This window comes from Mesorhizobium sp. WSM4842 (genome assembly GCF_055901575.1).
The window spans coordinates 606,548-624,097 of the sequence record NZ_CM148372.1; the positions used below are offsets into that span (position 1 = coordinate 606,548).

At 64.4% G+C, this 17,550-nt stretch carries 15 protein-coding genes, 2 pseudogenes and 1 CRISPR repeat array; of the genes and pseudogenes, 5 read left to right on the forward strand and 12 right to left on the reverse strand.

Going from position 1 to position 17,550, the window contains the following annotated elements; all coding sequences use genetic code 11:
- Positions 1–29 precede the first annotated feature (29 nt).
- The gene (locus AC0NIE_RS02800; RefSeq protein WP_473488489.1) at positions 30–1,229 is read right to left on the reverse strand and encodes an MFS transporter; all 1,200 of its coding nucleotides are present in this window, start codon (positions 1,227–1,229) and stop codon (positions 30–32) included.
- Between the two features lie 70 nt (positions 1,230–1,299).
- Complete coding sequence (locus AC0NIE_RS02805; RefSeq protein ID WP_473488488.1) at positions 1,300–1,488, reverse strand: hypothetical protein; 189 nt, start codon at positions 1,486–1,488, stop codon at positions 1,300–1,302.
- Between AC0NIE_RS02805 and AC0NIE_RS02810 the strand changes: the two genes are divergently transcribed.
- A complete protein-coding gene (locus AC0NIE_RS02810; protein WP_473488487.1) occupies positions 1,487–1,906 on the forward strand; it encodes a GTP cyclohydrolase I in 420 nt (139 codons plus the stop codon). The genes AC0NIE_RS02805 and AC0NIE_RS02810 overlap by 2 nt on opposite strands.
- A gap of 13 nt (positions 1,907–1,919) precedes the next feature.
- Entirely contained in the window at positions 1,920–2,795 is an 876-nt protein-coding gene (locus tag AC0NIE_RS02815; protein WP_473488486.1) for a patatin-like phospholipase family protein, read from the forward strand.
- A 247-nt stretch (positions 2,796–3,042) separates the two neighbouring features.
- Here AC0NIE_RS02815 and AC0NIE_RS02820 read toward each other — a convergent pair whose 3' ends face one another.
- Positions 3,043–3,426: a DUF1223 domain-containing protein gene (locus AC0NIE_RS02820; RefSeq protein WP_473613716.1), complete on the reverse strand. Its 384-nt coding sequence runs from the start codon at positions 3,424–3,426 to the stop codon at positions 3,043–3,045.
- A 24-nt stretch (positions 3,427–3,450) separates the two neighbouring features.
- Here AC0NIE_RS02820 and AC0NIE_RS02825 point away from each other — a divergent pair.
- Positions 3,451–3,660, forward strand: a pseudogene (locus AC0NIE_RS02825) (thioredoxin domain-containing protein); the annotation flags it as partial.
- A 272-nt stretch (positions 3,661–3,932) separates the two neighbouring features.
- Here AC0NIE_RS02825 and AC0NIE_RS02830 read toward each other — a convergent pair.
- The 3 genes from AC0NIE_RS02830 to AC0NIE_RS02840 form a co-directional block, all read right to left on the reverse strand.
- A complete protein-coding gene (locus tag AC0NIE_RS02830) occupies positions 3,933–4,841 on the reverse strand; it encodes an alpha/beta hydrolase (protein WP_473488485.1) in 909 nt (302 codons plus the stop codon).
- A gap of 66 nt (positions 4,842–4,907) precedes the next feature.
- Entirely contained in the window at positions 4,908–5,498 is a 591-nt protein-coding gene (locus tag AC0NIE_RS02835) for a TetR/AcrR family transcriptional regulator (RefSeq protein WP_473488484.1), read from the reverse strand.
- A 240-nt stretch (positions 5,499–5,738) separates the two neighbouring features.
- On the reverse strand, positions 5,739–6,557 hold the full coding sequence (locus AC0NIE_RS02840; protein ID WP_473488483.1) for an oxidoreductase: 819 nt from the start codon (positions 6,555–6,557) through the stop codon (positions 5,739–5,741).
- 636 nt (positions 6,558–7,193) lie between these two features.
- On the opposite strand from AC0NIE_RS02840, the gene AC0NIE_RS02845 reads away from it, so the two are divergent.
- Positions 7,194–8,501 carry a tyrosine-type recombinase/integrase gene (locus AC0NIE_RS02845; protein WP_473488482.1) on the forward strand — a complete coding sequence of 436 codons (1,308 nt, stop codon included), beginning with the start codon at positions 7,194–7,196 and terminating at the stop codon, positions 8,499–8,501.
- A 91-nt stretch (positions 8,502–8,592) separates the two neighbouring features.
- A pseudogene (locus AC0NIE_RS02850) lies at positions 8,593–8,863 on the forward strand (SNF2-related protein); the annotation flags it as partial.
- A gap of 432 nt (positions 8,864–9,295) precedes the next feature.
- Positions 9,296–12,374: direct repeats of the CRISPR family, unit length 29 nt; unit sequence CGGTTCATCCCCGCATGTGCGGGGGACAC.
- 85 nt (positions 12,375–12,459) lie between these two features.
- Here AC0NIE_RS02850 and AC0NIE_RS02855 read toward each other — a convergent pair.
- The 6 genes from AC0NIE_RS02855 to casA form a co-directional block, all read right to left on the reverse strand.
- Positions 12,460–12,633 (reverse strand): type I-E CRISPR-associated endoribonuclease Cas2, encoded by a 174-nt coding sequence (locus AC0NIE_RS02855; protein ID WP_473488481.1) that lies wholly within the window; start codon positions 12,631–12,633, stop codon positions 12,460–12,462.
- A 104-nt stretch (positions 12,634–12,737) separates the two neighbouring features.
- Entirely contained in the window at positions 12,738–13,463 is a 726-nt protein-coding gene (gene cas6e / locus AC0NIE_RS02860) for a type I-E CRISPR-associated protein Cas6/Cse3/CasE (protein ID WP_473488480.1), read from the reverse strand.
- The gene (gene cas5e / locus AC0NIE_RS02865; RefSeq protein WP_473488479.1) at positions 13,460–14,173 is read right to left on the reverse strand and encodes a type I-E CRISPR-associated protein Cas5/CasD; all 714 of its coding nucleotides are present in this window, start codon (positions 14,171–14,173) and stop codon (positions 13,460–13,462) included. Before cas5e ends, cas6e begins: the two co-directional genes overlap by 4 nt.
- Positions 14,170–15,240, reverse strand: coding sequence for a type I-E CRISPR-associated protein Cas7/Cse4/CasC (gene cas7e / locus AC0NIE_RS02870; protein WP_473488478.1), 1,071 nt, complete (start codon positions 15,238–15,240; stop codon positions 14,170–14,172). The genes cas5e and cas7e overlap by 4 nt, the downstream gene beginning before the upstream one ends.
- A gap of 11 nt (positions 15,241–15,251) precedes the next feature.
- On the reverse strand, positions 15,252–15,839 hold the full coding sequence (gene casB, locus AC0NIE_RS02875) for a type I-E CRISPR-associated protein Cse2/CasB (protein ID WP_473488477.1): 588 nt from the start codon (positions 15,837–15,839) through the stop codon (positions 15,252–15,254).
- Complete coding sequence (gene casA, locus AC0NIE_RS02880) at positions 15,836–17,461, reverse strand: type I-E CRISPR-associated protein Cse1/CasA (protein ID WP_473488476.1); 1,626 nt, start codon at positions 17,459–17,461, stop codon at positions 15,836–15,838. The genes casB and casA overlap by 4 nt, the downstream gene beginning before the upstream one ends.
- Between the last annotated feature and the right edge of the window lie 89 nt (positions 17,462–17,550).

Below are 17,550 nucleotides of genomic sequence, written 5' to 3' on the forward strand. Positions count from 1 at the left end.
TCGATCGCCGCCGCAGGCGATCCCGCTGACTAGTTGTTCGGGGCCGTCAGCACGCGTGCGAGTGCCATCGCGGAGATCAGGGCTGCGACGAGAACCGCCACGCACGCAGTCCATCCCAACCGGTCGAAGACCTGGCCGAGGACAAAACCGCCGACGAGACCACCAGCATAGTAGGAGGCGAGGTAGATCCCGCTTGCCGCTGCCTTGTCGCGCTTGGCAGTGCGGCCGACATGGCCTGTTGCAATCGCCTGGGCGAGGAACGTGCCGACCGCGACCAGCGCCATGCCGGCAAGCACGACGGACAGGCTGGTCGACAGCAGCGCGGCAAGCCCTGCGATCGCCAGGGCAAGCGTCAGCGCTATGCCGCTCTTCGGGCCGAAGCGCCTGGCGACGCGGCCGGCCAGCGGCGTCGTGATCATCGATGGCAGGAACACGAAATAGACGAGGCCGAGCGCCATCGGCGACAGGCTGATCGGCTGGGCGGTGAGCTGGAAGTTGACATAGGTGAACGTGCCGATGAAAACGAACAGGATGAGGAAGCCGATCGCGAAAGAATGGAGCAGCTGGCGATCTCTGAAATGCGTGGTCCAAGCGTGCATACCAGGCATCGCGCCGCCGGTCGCCATCATCCGTTCCGTCTTCCTAAGCGTCAGCGCGACAAGCAATGCGCCCGCGATGTTTAGAGCCGCGAAGGTCAGGAAGTTGGTCGAGATGCCGAACGTATCGGCGACCGCCGCCGACATGATACGGCCGAAGAAATTGCTGGCGACATTTCCGGTGACGTATGCGGCGAGCGCGCCGGTCGCCTGCGCTGGCGAAAAATGCTCGGCGAGATAGGCCACGGTCAGCGTGAAGGCGGTCGACATACAGAGCCCTTGCGCGACCCGCAGCAGGGCAAATGTCGTGATGTCGTCGGTCATCGAAAGCAGCGTCGTCGGAATGGCGAGCACCGCAAGGCTTATCCAGATCCCGTTGCGCCGATCGACGTTGCGGCCGAACAGCGCAACGACGATGCCGGCAATGGCCATGCCGAACGTGCTCGCGTTGACCGCAAAGCCCATCGTCGCGCGGCTTACCCCGAACTTTATCACCAGCGACGGCAATATCGCCTGCGTGGCGAAGAGATCGACAAGCGTAAGGAAAGCGATGAGAGCTATGAGTCCGAATCGCCAACTGTCAGCGGCGACCATGCGTAGCGTGGCAGGGGCAGTCTGTTCGACGCTGGTCATTCATATTCTCCGGGAACGATTCGACGTTCCGTACCTGAGCGGACTGGTGGCGGCGCGAAAGGCCGCCGGTTCACGTCGTGTGCTCGTCCATGGCAGCCGGCAGGATATCGGTCGAGTAAAGGATGGCCGGCACCTTGCCGTTGTTCTGCCAACGGGCGAGCAGACCGAATTCGGCGAACGCTGCAGTGGAGCCGAGCAGGACAAGGGCGAGGAGCAATGGCTCAAGCCAGGTGTGGGACGCAATCACTTCATAGGCCATGTCCAGTTCTCCTCCGTGGGGCCCAACGTATGGGGCGGGGTATGACGGGAGTGTCACTGGCCAGGCGCACAAAGAGAAATGCTCTGTGTCTTTCGTTTCCATACCAAAACCTATCGTATGCAGGCAAAACAGGTTGCTTGGCGACTTACATCAGCTCCCTCTGCGCCCCATCCTTGGTCGTCAACGCGACCTTGTAAGACGGCGGCGCCCAAGGAGCTGGCGACTGAATTCCACGCGCGACTTCACTCGATTGCCCCGCTGCGCGCGGCGCTTGCAGATACAGGAGCGCCTGATGTACGATACCGCTCTCGCAATCGACGACGCCGTGCAGCCAGACAGAATCGCTGTCTTCATCGAGGCCGAGCATGGCTGGATGACGTTACGCGGGGTCCGTGCGCATAGCTCGCGCATAGGCTAAGGGGGCCGTACCCATGCCCAGCGATGGCGCTCGACGCAAAACGGCGTTTGTCCTTGCAGGCGGGGGCAGCTTTGGCGCCATTCAAGTCGGTATGTTGCGTTCGCTCGCGCGCCTCGACATTTCAGCGGATATGGTTGTCGGCTCAAGCGTCGGCGCGCTGAACGGCGCCTACTACGCGGGCAACCCAACGATTGAAGGAGTCCGGCAGTTGGAGACGATCTGGCGCGGATTGCGTCGGAACGACGTGTTTCCGCTGACATGGCGGACGATGGTCGGATTCTTGCGTCGGCGGGATTTCCTTGTCGCGTCGGACGCGCTTCAGGGGCTCGTCGACCGTCATCTCCCCTACCGCAACCTCGAGGACGCAAGCATCCCGGCCTACGTCGTCGCGACCGACATACTGTCGGGCGGAACCGTCGTGCTGTCGAAAGGTTCAGCCGCGCAAGCCATCATGGCGAGTGTCGCAATACCGGCGGCCTTCGCACCGGTGCAATTCAATGATCTCTATCTTGCCGACGGCGCGGTATCGAGCAACACGCCGATCAAGGTAGCAGTCGATCACGGCGCGCAGCGCCTGATCGTCATGCCCACCGGTTTTGCCTGCGCGCTCGACAAGCCCCCCGTCGGGGCGGTTGCAAACGCGCTGCATGCACTGACCTTGCTGATTGCACGGCAGTTGATGACCGAATTGCAAGGGCTTGACGACCGCATTGATTATTTTGTCGTGCCACCACTGTGTCCGCTAGTCGGATCGCCCTATGATTTCTCTCATACGAACGAGTTGATCGAGGAAGCTGCAGCAAGCACCGACGCTTGGCTCGCCGATGGAGGCCTCGATCGTCCGCGCATCATTGCGCATCAATTGATGTCCCACAAGCACACGAGTTAGCTCGCCGTTGCCGACATTTCACAGCAGTAGATGATGCGCGGCTAGTGGATGGGTCGTGGCATAGACCCGCCAATGCCGTCGGCAAAAGGGCGCCTCAAGAGATCTTGAGGCCGCCCATCGCGGGAACGGAAATCGACGAGGGGGACAGCCTCCCTGTGTGGCTTTGACACGAGATCATTCCCCCGATAACTATCTGCTTTTATTTAACTATCTGCCCTGTCAATCATTGCGACAATTTCACAGAACGTCAGTCGGTACTGGCTGCGATGATAGGGCCGCCGTTCTTCTCCTGCACCAATATCGCCGTGCGCAGCGAGCCGGCGCGAGTCGGCACCGCCAGCGTGGCCTCTCCCCCGCTCCACTGGCCCAGCTTCACCAGATCGCGGACGACGTGAGAATGGGGCAGTCTGTGACCCTTGTTCTCGCCACGTGCGACCGGCACCTCGATCACCTTCGGGTCGTAGCGAACCAACCATACGTCTGTGCTGCCTGCAGGGGCTTTCCCGCGCCCGATCGTCACGTAGCCATCAGCCAATCTCACGTCCGGCCCTTCGTTGGAGCGCGCGTCCCCGAGCAGACCCTCTACCTCGGAGAGGCGATTGCCGACAATGCTGATCCGCCCGGAGCGGATAGGGCTACGCCGTGCAGCGGCTGAGGCCTACGCTGTCCGTTCTGCCGGCGCCATGTCGCGGTGATGGCGCAACTCAAGCCGGCCCTGCGTGAGAAAGGCGTTGAATGCCTGGCGGTGGTCATTACGCCGGTCGAGCGGGCGCAGCTCTATTTCCGTTACCACCCGGCCCCCGATCTTCTCGCCGCATCCGACCCGAAGCGGGCCTCGCACCGTGCTTTCGGCTTGCGCCACCTCTACGGGCTCAGCCGCACCAGTGTGTGCCAACGTCGCCGAGGGACCCCGATTCTGGCGTTCGCGGGCGGCACCAGCCGGTCGCTGTCGCCGTGGACGATGAGCACCTGGGCCGACCGCCGACGACCACTCGGCGGGCGCCTGCAGGCCCCAGCGGCGCAGGGCGGTCGGCTCGCGCGGTACGTCCCCGGGCTGGCCGGCATGTCGCGCCCGGTCGTGCGTTCCTTCAGCCGCGCGAGGTAGGCGCGCGAGGCTGACCTGTCGTGTACGTCCGTTCAGCCGCCGTTGAGTGCTTCGTCCAGTGCCGTCGTCTGGGCCTTGACGAAGGCCCGGGAGATGGCGGCTTTCGCTTCGATGGCGTCGAAGTTGTGGTAGGCGCCGGGCACTACGTGCAGGGTGCTGGCGACGCCCGCCTGCTGCAGCCGCCGGGCGTAGGTGACGTTCTCGTCGTGGAACAGGTCGTTGGTGCCGACGCCGATCCATGCGGGCGGCAGGCCGGAGAGGTCGTCGTAGCGGGCCGGCGCGGCCAGCGGGGGCACGTTGCCGTCCGCGGTGGCGGGGCCGAGGTAGGCGCGCCAGCCGAACCGGTTGCTTGCCGGGCTCCAGAGGCGGAGCCGCCGCGGGTCGATGTCGGTGCGGGTGGTGGTCCGGTCATCCAGCATTGGGTAGGACAGCAGTTGCAGAACCGGACGGATCTCGCCGCGTTCCTTCGCCAGCAGCGCCAACGCGGCGGCCAGACCACCGCCGGCGCTGGCGCCACCGATGGCGATGCGTGCGGGGTCGATGTCGGGTTGGCGGGCGAGCCATTGCAGCGCGGTGTAGCAGTCTTCCAGCGGCGCCGGAAACGGGTGCTCGGGCGCGAGCCGGTACTCCACCGAGACGACGACGATGTTGAGCTGATCGGCGATCCGGCGGCAGAAGCCGCTGTCCTGCGCCGCGTCGCCGAGCACCATTCCGCCGCCGTGGATCCACAACAGTGCCGGAGTCCGAGGCCGGGCCGAAGCCGGGCGGAAGACGTGTACTGACACATCGGCGTTCACGGATACGACCTGCGCGTCCGGCCGCCGAGTGATCCCGGTGAGCTTGGTGAGGACACGGAGCGCGGGAAGCGTTCGGGCGTTGATGATGGTGCGGGGAAGGAACCGCGCGGCTCGCAGCTGTGGGTTGAAGGGTTGCTCGGTCATCGTGTTCCTATCTGATGGAGGGCGACGTCGCCGGGAGTGCCGGGGGGGTAATCGCAGAAATGAAGGTCATGGTCGGAGCTCGGCGTCCACCAGGGCCAGGGCGTTGCGGAGGCCCTGCTCGAGGAGGTCGTCGGAGAGCTGTCGGTCGGTCAGGGCGCGGGAGAGTTGTAGCGTCCCGGCCATCAGGCCGAGGAGGCTGAGCGCCTTCACGCGGGCCGAGGGCGGATCTTCGGGTGCCATGCGGGCGGCGAGGCCGTCGATGACGACCAGCACGCCGTCGGTGTACGCCTGCCTGATTGCGTCCGCGCTGCGCCCGATCTCGTCGAGCAGGGCGGCGTTGGGGCAGCCGTCGCCGGGATTGTCCCGGTGGTGGGCCGACAGGTACCAGCGCACGAGCTGTTCGAGCCCGGCCGGGCCGGGCTCCGCCAGCTCGACGATGTTCGCGTGCAGTGTGTGCAGTTGGTCGGTGACCGCCTCCGCGACGAGGCTGTCCTTGGATTCGAAGTGGGCGTAGAAGGCGCCGTTGGTCAGGTCCGCGTCCTTCATGAGCGTCGCGACTCCGGAGCCGTCGATACCGTCCCGCTTGAGCCGTCGACCGGCCGTCGCAATGATCCGCTGCCTTGTCTCCTGCTTGTGTTCTTTCGTGTAACGCACCATGCGTTCCTCTATCTCAGCCGGGCTTGCGCTCCGGATACTACTATGGCCAGGTCAGTGTGCAGCGTTGGCAAGGAGAGCCGGGACGTTGATCCTCGCGGTCTGCACTTTCGAGTCGTGGGGCTCGGGGAGCCCGCCGTTGGTGATGTACGGTGCGTGGTGGCGGGCCGTCTGCTGGCTCTGCTGCTGCATGACTCTCCTCGGTAGACCTGCGAATGACTGGTTAGTGGATCTCGGCAGCGATCAGCTCGGCATCCGGTTGAATCTGCGGATGACGCGGTCGAAGATCCGCGCCGGGACGACGCGGTGCACCGCGTTGATGATCCGGGCGGTCGTACCGGCGGTGCGCCGTAGTTTCGGGTTCCGGTCGGTGGCCGCCGCGACGATCACCTTGGCGACGACGGCGGGGTCGTCGCCGCTGCTGAGGTTCTTCTCCAGCAGCTCGTCGTAGTTGCGCCGTCCCGCCGCGTAGAGCGGCATGGCGGTATCGGCCTCCACGCTGTGGCCTGCGAACGGAGTGTTGATCGGGCCGGGCTCGACGAGCAGGACCCGGACGCCGTAATCGCGAACCTCGTGGTCCAGCGACTGGGAGTAGCCCTCGACCGCGTGCTTGGTCGAGACGTAGAGGGCCATGAACGGGCTGGGGACGAACCCGCTGAGGGAGGAGACATTGATGATGCGTCCGCGGCCTTGGACGCGCATGTGCGGCAGGACCGCCTTGGTCGTCCGCATGACGCCGTAGACGTTAATGTCGAAGATGTCCTGCGTCTGGGTGATCGAGAACTCCTCGGCTGCGCCGGTTGTGCCAACGCCGGCGTTGTTGACCAGGACGTCGATGTGCCCGAACCGGTCGATCACCTGCTTGACCGCTAAGGCGACCGATTCGTCGCGGGTCACGTCGAGGTCCAGGTAGCTCACCCCGGCGGGCGCGGTGTGTTTTGCGGTGTTGCGGCCGGTTCCGATCACCTGGAAACCTGCGGCGGCCAAGGCGATCGCTGTGGCCTTGCCGATGCCTGAGGTGGCGCCTGTTACGAGCGCAACCTGCGGAGTTGTTGTCATCATAAGCTCCTGAAGTTTTGAATTACGTTCATACGACAATAGCCGTTGGGCGGTCGCAAGGCAAGGATTAAATTATGTTCGTACTCTCATGGAGGGCGAGACGAGGACCACAGGGGGCCGGGCGGTAACGGTAAGCGGTCTCGCATGGGCCGGCCTTCGAGCTCGAAGTGGATTGCATCTGCGATCCAGCGACCGTGGTCGAGGTCCTAGAGGGCTATCTGGCGACGCTGATCGTCGATGGCCGCAGGCAGGCAGCTTTCGGCCCCTGAGCGGTCAGGACGTGAACTGTTCACACAGAGGCGTTGCCGATCTTTCGCTGCGCCCGCTCAATCGCGCGCTGCACTATCCGAAACTACAAAACCGTTTCAAAAACCGTTTCAGTTTGCTGATTTGAAACGGTGCAACTTGGCTAAGCTTTTGAGATTATTGGCGCGCCCGAAGAGATTCGAACTCCTGACCCCCAGATTCGTAGTCTGGTGACTTTCGCGTGCGAGCTTGTGCGAAGGCGTTCCCTAAATCTCCACAAACCTTGCAAAACGGCCATTCCCTGATTTACCTTGTGTGCGGCAACGTGCGAGATAACGCGGCAAGGCGCAACATGTTTGTGCCCCCGATGTGCCCCTGAAGGAATGCGCCTCGATGGCGAAGCTGACGAACGACATCGTTAAGAACGCCATGCCTGACCCTGGCAAGCGGCTGGAACTGCGCGACGATGTTGAGGCAGGCCTGATTTTCCGGGTGACTGACAAGGGCGTCCGGTCGTGGTCGGTGCGCTACCGCAATGCCGCCGGCGAGCATCGCCGCAAGAACCTGGGCTCTTTCCCGTCTGTCGGCCTCGCCAAAGCTCGGGAGGAGGCAAGGAAGGCGAAAGGCGCTGTGGCGACAGGCGCCGACGTCGTGGCCATTGCGCGGGCCAGCAAGGCCGAGGAACGACGGAAGCACCTCCATAAGCTCGCCGGCCTGGCCGACGCCTATTTCATCGCTGCGGCCGAAGGAACGCATAGGGGCGGCCCCAAGGCGGCGCCGAAGCGTGCCAGCACCATTGCCGAGGAGCGGCGAATATTCGACAAGCTGGTGAAACCGAAGTTCGGCGACAGCGCGGTGGCCAATATCACGCGGATCGAGATCCGCGAGTTTGTCGCCAAGCAAGCCAAGAGCGCGAAGTCGAACGGCCGCCACTGCCGCAACATCATTCGCCAGTTGATGAGCTTCGCGGTGCGCGAGGGCGTTATCGATCACAATCCGGCCCACGATATCGCCGTCGCCATGCCTAAGGTCGGCACGACCGTGATGAAGGATGATGACCTCAAAGGCTTCTGGGCCGCCTGTCAGAGCCCGGAGGATGTCGACGACCTCACTCTGTCGCCATTGATGGGCATCGCCCTCAGGATGGCAGCTGTGACCCTGCAGCGCGGCGGTGAGGTGGTCGGCAAGCGCTGGCATGAGGTCGACCGGAGCGCCAGGACGTGGCTTATACCTGCCGAGCGGATGAAGGGCAAAAAGGCGCACATGGTCCCGCTGAGCGCGACGGCGCTGGCGCTGCTCGACGAGGCAAAGGCCGCGATGGAGGGGAACGGAAGCGACTATGTTTTCCCGTCGCCCCGGTCGGACGAGGACCACCTCGACAGGCGGGCATTCTCGCGCGCTATGAAGCGTATCGTCGAAGCGGTGAAGATCGGCGCCGCCACCCCCCATGATCTGCGCCGTACCGGCGCCACGCTGCTGACCAGCGAGCGAATTGGGTTCTCGCGATTCATCGTGTCTCAGGTGATTGCCCATGCCGGAGATACAGGCGGCGCGGCGGTGGTCACGGGGAAGCACTATGACCACAACGACTATCTGCCCGAGAAGCGCCGGGCGCTCGATGCCTGGGGCCTTCTTCTTGAGGAGATCGTCTGCGGATCGAAGAGGGCCAAGAACGTTGTCGAGATTGGCCGCCAGGCCTGAACCGCGCGCGCGTACTGCTCCGAAAATCACTGGGAGTTGCAATCCAGTGCGGGAGGTGGAACTACAATGGGGAAACGTTTCGCCGCGTTGGCTCGAGGCGCTTCCGCACCAGGTCACCGCCGTCTATGGCGAGATGCTGCCGCGCCAGCCGCTCCGTTTCCTACTCGCCGACGATCCCGGCGCCGGCAAGACGATCAATGGCAGGGCTGCTTATCAAGGAGCTTCTGATCCGTGTCCGTGGCGATCAGGAGCGCTGTCTGATCGTCGCCCCCGGCGGCCTCGTCGAACAGTGGCAGGAGGAAATGTCCGAGAAGTTCGGCCTGCATTTCGATCTTTCTACCCGCGATCAGATCGAAGCATCGGTCACCGAAGAGCGAGCAGTTTCTATTTCTGTTCGATAGATCGCCGCGTTCGAGGCGCTCGCCGTCTTTCGCCGCCTGTCGAGCGCCGCTGATTCCGGGTTAGACGAATGTCGTCGTGTCCTTTTGTTCGCCTCGCCCGCCACCGGTCCGTCGCCGGTCGAACACCCCCGCAATCGGCCATCGAGGCCCGCAGAGAGGCGTTCGCCCGGTTCTACCCAAGGAAGGCCGACCGATCGGTCCGCCGCATTGGCGGCTCGTACTCGACAACGCGGCCCCGTTCCTTTCGATTCCCGCATCCCAACCGTTTGATAACCTGCTGTCGCTCCACGTCCGATGTGCGGTGGTCACCGACGGCAGCCGGGGGCGGGGCGAGGCGATTGGCTGAGGCGGCGCATCGGTCGTGCTAACCGGGCGCGGGCGTGACGCGCTGATCGGTTCATCCCCGCATGTGCGGGGACAAGCCCGCATCGGGTTTACGGACGCCGACATTGGCGGTTCATCCCCGCATGTGCGGGGGACACGTGGCAACCGACGTCGAACGCCTGATCGTCTCGCGGTTCATCCCCGCATGTGCGGGGGACACGCTTTTTGGAGCAATTCGCGCTCTTCTTTTGCCGGTTCATCCCCGCATGTGCGGGGGACACTGTGGTGGCGGTGCCGCGGATAATACGCTGGTCGGTTCATCCCCGCATGTGCGGGGGACACGAAGCCGTGCAGCTTGGCCAGCTTCCCGATTTCGGTTCATCCCCGCATGTGCGGGGGACACACGACGGCAACAGAGGACACCCCATACGCAGGCGGTTCATCCCCGCATGTGCGGGGGACACACCAGGTTGCAGAAGCGATCAGTTTCCCAGTGCGGTTCATCCCCGCATGTGCGGGGGACACTGGCATAGCACGTAATTGGCGGACAGCCTCGGCGGTTCATCCCCGCATGTGCGGGGGACACTTGCGAATGGCCGTCAACGGATTGAAGCCCGCCGGTTCATCCCCGCATGTGCGGGGGACACTTCTACCTGTGCACCAACATCCATACCAAGCCCGGTTCATCCCCGCATGTGCGGGGGACACCGTTCCAGCGCGTCCTCTGCCTGCTTGCCAAGCGGTTCATCCCCGCATGTGCGGGGGACACACCCTGATGTCCAGCCTGACCGCCTATGATGCCGGTTCATCCCCGCATGTGCGGGGGACACAATCCGTGCGTGGCCTAGCGCGGCATATGGAACGGTTCATCCCCGCATGTGCGGGGGACACTTCCAGATTTCGTTATACGCCTCGTGATAGCACGGTTCATCCCCGCATGTGCGGGGGACACCCGACACAGACGACCGCCAACCCGATCGTCGGCGGTTCATCCCCGCATGTGCGGGGGACACCGGACGGCGCTGAATGCGATCGCCGACGAAAACGGTTCATCCCCGCATGTGCGGGGGACACGTTTCGCTGCGTCGCCGGCGCGTTCTGGCCGCCGGTTCATCCCCGCATGTGCGGGGGACACTTTCACGCATGTTTCCGCCCTGTTGTTTCTTGCGGTTCATCCCCGCATGTGCGGGGGACACATGTGGCTCTACAACGCCATCCTGCAGGACAACGGTTCATCCCCGCATGTGCGGGGGACACAGACAACGACAATGGCAGACGCCTACACTCGCCGGTTCATCCCCGCATGTGCGGGGGACACGCCAAGAGACTAGGCGTCAAGGAAAACTATCTCGGTTCATCCCCGCATGTGCGGGGGACACTCCCCGAAGCCCGGCCGCACCCTGGTTGCCACCGGTTCATCCCCGCATGTGCGGGGGACACGCAAGCCCACACTACACGCAAAACAGTGCACACGGTTCATCCCCGCATGTGCGGGGGACACCCGTCGATTGAACTGGACCTGTTCGAAGGGTTCGGTTCATCCCCGCATGTGCGGGGGACACGGAAACGGGCTAGTTATTTCGTCCTGGACGACCGGTTCATCCCCGCATGTGCGGGGGACACTTTGCGCATGGTCAAACTCCCAGCAAAACGCGCGGTTCATCCCCGCATGTGCGGGGGACACCGATTGACGCCATGCCATTCGCCGCCATCAATCGGTTCATCCCCGCATGTGCGGGGGACACTTGTACTGAACCCCCGCTGTTTCTTGAATTTTCGGTTCATCCCCGCATGTGCGGGGGACACCCGGGCGAGGCAGCCTGGAAGAGCGCCGTCTCCGGTTCATCCCCGCATGTGCGGGGGACACTTTCACGCATGTTTCCGCCCTGTTGTTTCTTGCGGTTCATCCCCGCATGTGCGGGGGACACTGCACGCCGGGGTCTTTGCCGGCCAGCAGCGGCGGTTCATCCCCGCATGTGCGGGGGACACTGCCAGTTCTTCGATGTGATCGGCGGGCATCACGGTTCATCCCCGCCTGTGCGGAGGACACTCGATCTCGCTGTCCATCGTGGCGCTGTTTGTCGGTTCATCCCCGCATGTGCGGGGGACACTCATGCGGCACATAGTCGTTGCCGTGATAGCCCGGTTCATCCCCGCATGTGCGGGGGACACTTCTTGGTCTCGCCGTAGCAGATGTCCCAAATCGGTTCATCCCCGCATGTGCGGGGGACACGGAACCGATGTATTTCCGTCCGGCGATGACCGCGGTTCATCCCCGCATGTGCGGGGGACACCCGATCTCGCTGTCCATCGTGGCGCTGTTTGTCGGTTCATCCCCGCATGTGCGGGGGACACGAGCTTTTTTTCGTCCTTTAGAAGCCATGACACGGTTCATCCCCGCATGTGCGGGGGACACCCGATGTTGAACCAGACGGCTCGTCCGCTATGCGGTTCATCCCCGCATGTGCGGAGGACACGTCGCCTTGCCCAGCCAGACACGAACTCATCCGCGTCATCCCCGCATGTGCGGAGGACACACCGCCGCGATGATCGGAACGATCGTGGTCGACGGTTCATCCCCGCATATGCGGAAGACACCTGCCGCAAGAACCGGCGCACCGCCCTGCCAGACCGGTTCATCCCCGCATGTGCGGGGGACACCCACTGTCGGCCGCATGGACCTTGATCGAGGGCGGTTCATCCCCGCATGTGCGGGGGACACCAGGGCGATTTCCTCATTAACGGAAACACCGTCGGTTCATCCCCGCATGTGCGGGGGACACCACAAGCGCCTGGTTCAGGTTGACGTCGATGACGGTTCATCCCCGCATGTGCGGGGGACACCTCGTCCGGGGGAACTTCATTCAATCCCCGACCGGTTCATCCCCGCATGTGCGGGGGACACGTGATGAACGCGCCGAACAGCGCCGCGGTGCGCGGTTCATCCCCGCATGTGCGGGGACACGAGGTTTCCAAGCGCTGGCTTCGGTGGATGGGCGGTTCATCCCCGCATGTGCGGAGGACACTACATCGCCCCGGAATACACCTGTGGGGGGCTGCGGTTATCCCCGCATGTGCGGGGGACACGCCATGCGGGACATGGGCATGCTGGACATGGACGGTTCATCCCCGCCTGTGCGGAGGACACTCCAACTATAAACTGTTCAAAGAACTGGCTTTTTTCAAGCTCTGAATTTCTACCGGTAGAATTGCCTTAGGGCCGGCGGCGACCATCAAAGCCCGGTCACCGCAGAGGATCGGACGCAACCAGTTTCAATCCGTCGAAATCGACCGCCCCGGCGGCGGTTGCGACCGAAGGTTTCAAAGTCGAAGCCGGCGTCGTTGGCGGCTGACCAGACGAGCACAGCGTCGCCGTCGTCGACCAGCACGAAGGCGCCATCGATCACGTCAAGTTGCCCGCGCTCGACGAAGACTATGGAGGCCCCTTTCCTTCAGCGGGATCGGGCTCGGCGGGGGCGCGCCCGGCAATGTCTGCCCGGTCCGGGTCATCTTACTGCGCAGGCCTCACCAGCATGAGGCCACAGCCATAGGCCTTCATGCGGCCGAACCCCTTGAAAAGGCGCGCCTTGAAGGCGGCGGGTTCGATGACGCGCAACACACCCTCGACATCGGAAACGCCGACCAGCGATTGCTTCGGCTTTTTGCGGATGGGCGGCGACACGGCGCGATAGCCCGTCACTTTCAGCCCCTCGACGACAAGGCCGTCAGCGGCGGCGCGGTCGTTCATCCAGGCCTCCACGGCCGTTTGTGCCGCTTCGAGGCGCAGCGCGCCGCTGCGCGCGCGGTCATCGCCCGCCCGTTGCAGCCGGTGCAGTGCGGCCAACACGATGTCAGTGCGCCGGCCGCGCGCCCTCGCGTCAACCCCAGCCTTGAGATCGGCGGTTGCGTTCAGCCGCAGTTGGAAGGCGAGGCGCTGGCCGCCCAGAAATTGCACGTCGAACGGCTTTGCCTCGATCTTGAAATAGGGGCTCTGAGTGGCCGGTTGCGGGCCGAGCACCATGAAACGTCCGCTATCGTCCATACGCCGCCACAGGAAGGTCGTCTCCCCTGCCCGGCGCTCCAGACTGTCCGCATAGAGCGTCCACAGCAGGCGGTGGTGCAGTATCATCGCGTCCTCGGCTGCTGCCGGCATGAGATCGCGCAGCAAGGGCGCCACTGCTGCATCGTCGCGCTTCAGGGTGAGCCGGGCCAGGTATGTCATGCCGGTGGCAGTCACTGGCTTGCCTCCGGCACGTCCGCCCCCAGGAGATATTCGGTCCGCGCGCCGAACTGCCAGGAGCGGCGGTCGCGCGGATCATCGCGAATCGTCGAGCGTCGCTCCAGCCGGTTGCCGCCGGCCGGCAAAAGGGCCTTGTCGTCGGCTGCAATCAACCCGGTCGTCGGCAGATCCCGCACGGAGGCATAGGCCGCAAAGGCTTGCGCGACGTCGTCGGCGTCGATGATCTCCGGCGACATGGGCAGCGAAAGCGAGCACGCCTTTCGCCCGAGATAGAGCGTGAAGACCGGCTTGAGGAAGGCCTCCCTCAGCCCCGGAAGCGTCAGCGATGCGCCATCCCGCACTACATAGGAGGCGAGCCAGAGGCCGCCGGTGCGGTAGTCGCGACGGGTAATCGAGGTGTTGCGCGCGCCTCGCGCCAATGCGTCGGCGCGCGTAAAATAGGTGTCCCTGGCGCGCAGCACCGATTCATAGGTGTGAAAATCGCGCAGCAGCCTGCCGGGGTTCAACGTCCGGGATGCCGTGGAAAAGGAGGTGCCCAGAGCGGCGTTACCTTCCGCGTCGCTGCGCTTTACGCCGAGCGCCGCCCCGGCCAGGCCGAGCAGCGCCGAGCGCGTCGGCCGGTCGAGCGTCTTGCGCTCGACATTGCCGGCGACGTCGCCGAAGGCTGCAAGCGGCGCGCCGAGTTGCACCACGAGAAAGCCTGTCATGGCCGTTCCTCGTCATCCGTCACCGCCGCTGCGGCGAATCCGGCCAGCGCGTCGAGCGTTGCGGCGCCATCGTCACCGACGCGCAGATGCAGGTCACTATCCCACCATTTCCCGTAGCTCTTGGCAAAGGCGGCGCGCCGCTTCGTCAGTTCATCGATGGAAGCCACCATCAGACCTGGCCCGCTGATTGGTATTTCGAAGGCCGAGAACAGGTTGAGCGGCTGGCCGTCGCCGCGTTCGACCAGCATGAACTCCGGTCGCACATGGTTGGAGAAGCTGTTCATCTTTCCGCTTGGCACCGCCTCGCCGAGCGCACTGATCAGCGCGGCGACGCCGCGGCGCGCAAGCTCCGCGTCGCCGTCCAGATTGCGCGTCAGGAGCGCGGTGTTGACGCAGACATGGATGTAGTAGACGCCGGAGCCAAACCCCGCCTCGCCGACGAAGCCCGCACCGGCGTCCTCAGCCGCTTTCTTCAGGTCGTCGACAGCGGTGTAATAGTCGTCCTCGATCGTCACCGCGTTGGTGGTGAGCGCATGCGACACCTGAACCGCCGCCTCGCGGTTGTAGTCCGGATTGTCGGCAAGCATACGCCCGAACATGGCTATGTCGACCGCGCCGTCGGCCCGCTGCAGCACCTCCTTGGCGAGTTCCTTTTCTGCCGGCAGCTTTTCGCCGCCCAGAGCCCTTTCGGCGAGTTGCACGGCACGAACCTTTTCCTGCGGCGAGACGAAGGCGAGTTGTTCGATTTGCGCGCCGTCCTTCTTCACCTTTCCGAAGGCGGCGGCGACCGTGCGCGCCGCGGCGACCGCTGCCGCTTCCTCCGCGCCGCCGGCGATCAGATGATCACGCAAGACCTCGCCGAGCCGCTGCGTTCGCTCGCCCTTGTTGCCGGCCAGCGCATTGACGAAGGCGGCCGACGTGCGAAGTGCGCGCTTCATGGCCTGGCTGGAAATGCGCTGGCGCTGCGCGCCACCGACGATCGCAGTCTTCGGCCGGCCAAGGTCGTCGCGATTTGGATTCGACGGCGGATAATGGGTGAGGAGATGGATCTGGACAAAGCGGCTCATGGTGCGTTCCCTCAGCTGTTCCCGGTTTCTGTCTGGCCGGCGTCGGGCGTGGCTTCGGTGGGCTCGAACGCCTGCCAGTAGTCAAAGGTCCAGCGCCGCTGCACGCCGTCATTGAAGTGGAGCATGTCGTCGACTAGACGCCGCACGTTGAAGCCGCCTTCGCCGGCCAGCGCCAGGGCGCGGCGCATCGCACGGATACGCAGTGCCGCGTCGCCCGACTTCATGGCGACCAGCAGCGACTGGAAGCGCAGCGGCGACATGCGCTGGCTGTCGCCTTCGGCTGGCGCGCGTCCGTCGGCGGTCTGGCCGAGCGCCTTGGCGAAGGTGATGGGCGGGCTGCTGGCGGTGTCGATCCAGGCGAGCACGATGGCGACCAGCAGCAGCTTGTCTTCGTCTTCCTCCCGTGCAGGTCCCCTGGCGGCGCGCAGCAGACGGTGCGCGGCCGGCGTCATCATAGCCTCGAGCGGGCTCGAGCAGCGGCGCAGTTCCGCGCGACCGGCACGGTCGCCCTTGCCCGGATTCTTGTCGTGCAGCGCGCTCCACCACCGCATGACGGCGTCCAGCCTGGGGCTGTTTCCTTGATTGACCTGCATTGTCATGCCCCCCGTGCCTTGCGTTTTACGGCCGGCGCCGGAATGTCCAGCTTTTCGAACATTGCGCCCCCGAGCTTGCCATATCCGGCGAAACTGGCCTGCAGGTCGTTCCAGGCTTTCGCGACACGCCGGCCTGTCTCGGGATCTGCGGCAATGTCCGGCGTCAGGTCCGTGAACAGCGCCGACACGTGGCCTCGCAACCGCCGAAGCCAGGCCTTGCCGGATGCCGGCCTGTCGACCCGGCCCTGCGCGAACGTGTCGTGCAGAAGCTCGTGGAACGCGCCTTCAGAGCGTTCATAGAAGGCGGTTCGCGCCTGTTCGAACAGGCCGCTGGCCGTGGAAACCGTGGCGCCCTCCGAGAAATGCGCCTTGCGCAGCGCCATGCGCAGAACCTGATGGGCGAGTTCGCCGGCGTCGGCGAAGGACACAGCGAGCCGTCCCAGGTCTTCGGCGAGATACGGCGTCGCGCTGACATAAAGCGGTTTGATCGCATGGAGATATGCGATGGCTTCCATATTGTTCATCGCCCAGCCCCCCACTATGAGCGAGGGCCGGAATCCGCTCGCCTCGAACGCGGCCGCGCGACTTTCGGCCAGCTTGAGAACCCTCGACGTTTCCGCCAGACCACCGGCGGCCGCGCCATAGACGGCCGCCACCCAGTCGCGGTAGCCGAAGTGCCCGGACTTCGGCTTGGCGCTATAAGGCTCGCCATCCTCTTTCTGCCGCCGATAGGGCGTCAGAGGATGCCTCCACAGACCGTAATTGACGCCCCAAGCCCTCTGCACGAAGCCGGTAGCGACCTTGCCCGCAACACCGGTCATGGCGCAGACGCCTTCTCCGTTGACCAAGAGGCGCATACGGCGAGGCTGACCAAAGAGGGCCTGGAGTTCGTTGGCATCGGGGTCTGCCGCGGCGAGCTCGCGCTTGCCATGCGCGGCGTCAGACAGCAGGGTGAGGGCGAGCCAGGGCAAGGCGCGCGGCAGCGAGGCTCCCGTAACTTCATCGCGCAACAGGGGCAGGTTGGCCACGATGACGCGCCACAACGGCACAGGTTCGTCCGCTCTGTCGTCCAGCCCGACCAGCGTTGTCAGCGGCCCACCTCCTCGCATTGAAGTGCGGTTGCCGGCCCCGCCGGCGGGTGCGAACTGCTGCAACGCATAGAGTGCCATAGCCGCAGCAGGCAGCCCGAGCGCCGGATAGCGCCCACGCCACGTTAGCAGGTCAGCATTCTTCATCTGGCCGTTGGCGCCGGGCGTGTCGATAAGCAGCGCCTCGATCGGCGTCGGCTGGCCGTCAAAGGCTTCGAAATCCTGCATGAACAGCGGCCCGTCGCCGACAAGGTTGAATGCGTGGACGAACGCCTTCGCATCGCGCTCCACCTCGTCGGGCGCCGGCGGATTGTCCCACAGGTTGCGCCAGTCCTCATCGGTCTGCGGCTGAAACAACAGCAAAGCCAGCCCGATAGCCAACTCGTAGGAGGCGATGTTGAGGTCGGCGCGCGGCCAGTCGAAGGCGACAGGTGCGTCCTCCCCGTCCACCACAGCAAGTTGCGCGAAGCTTACCCAGCGCTGCTGTCTCGACCGGGTGACGACCGGATACAGCGCATCGCGTAGCAGATTGAATTGCACGACTCCCCCCTAAGGATGGTGCTATTTTCCTTTATTGGGGCTCCCGCACAAGTTGCGATCGGCTACAATCAACAAGTTTTAGGCATCCG

Coding starts and splice junctions, on each gene's coding strand:
- AC0NIE_RS02805 (WP_473488488.1), bottom strand. CDS start 1,488: ATGGCCTATGAAGTGATTGCGTCCCACACCTGGCTTGAGCCATTGCTC.
- AC0NIE_RS02830 (WP_473488485.1), bottom strand. CDS start 4,841: ATGACCGAGCAACCCTTCAACCCACAGCTGCGAGCCGCGCGGTTCCTT.
- AC0NIE_RS02810 (WP_473488487.1), top strand. CDS start 1,487: ATGTCCAGTTCTCCTCCGTGGGGCCCAACGTATGGGGCGGGGTATGAC.
- AC0NIE_RS02845 (WP_473488482.1), top strand. CDS start 7,194: ATGGCGAAGCTGACGAACGACATCGTTAAGAACGCCATGCCTGACCCT.
- AC0NIE_RS02800 (WP_473488489.1), bottom strand. CDS start 1,229: ATGACCAGCGTCGAACAGACTGCCCCTGCCACGCTACGCATGGTCGCC.
- casB (WP_473488477.1), bottom strand. CDS start 15,839: ATGACAATGCAGGTCAATCAAGGAAACAGCCCCAGGCTGGACGCCGTC.
- AC0NIE_RS02815 (WP_473488486.1), top strand. CDS start 1,920: ATGCCCAGCGATGGCGCTCGACGCAAAACGGCGTTTGTCCTTGCAGGC.
- AC0NIE_RS02840 (WP_473488483.1), bottom strand. CDS start 6,557: ATGATGACAACAACTCCGCAGGTTGCGCTCGTAACAGGCGCCACCTCA.
- cas7e (WP_473488478.1), bottom strand. CDS start 15,240: ATGAGCCGCTTTGTCCAGATCCATCTCCTCACCCATTATCCGCCGTCG.
- cas5e (WP_473488479.1), bottom strand. CDS start 14,173: ATGACAGGCTTTCTCGTGGTGCAACTCGGCGCGCCGCTTGCAGCCTTC.
- AC0NIE_RS02835 (WP_473488484.1), bottom strand. CDS start 5,498: ATGGTGCGTTACACGAAAGAACACAAGCAGGAGACAAGGCAGCGGATC.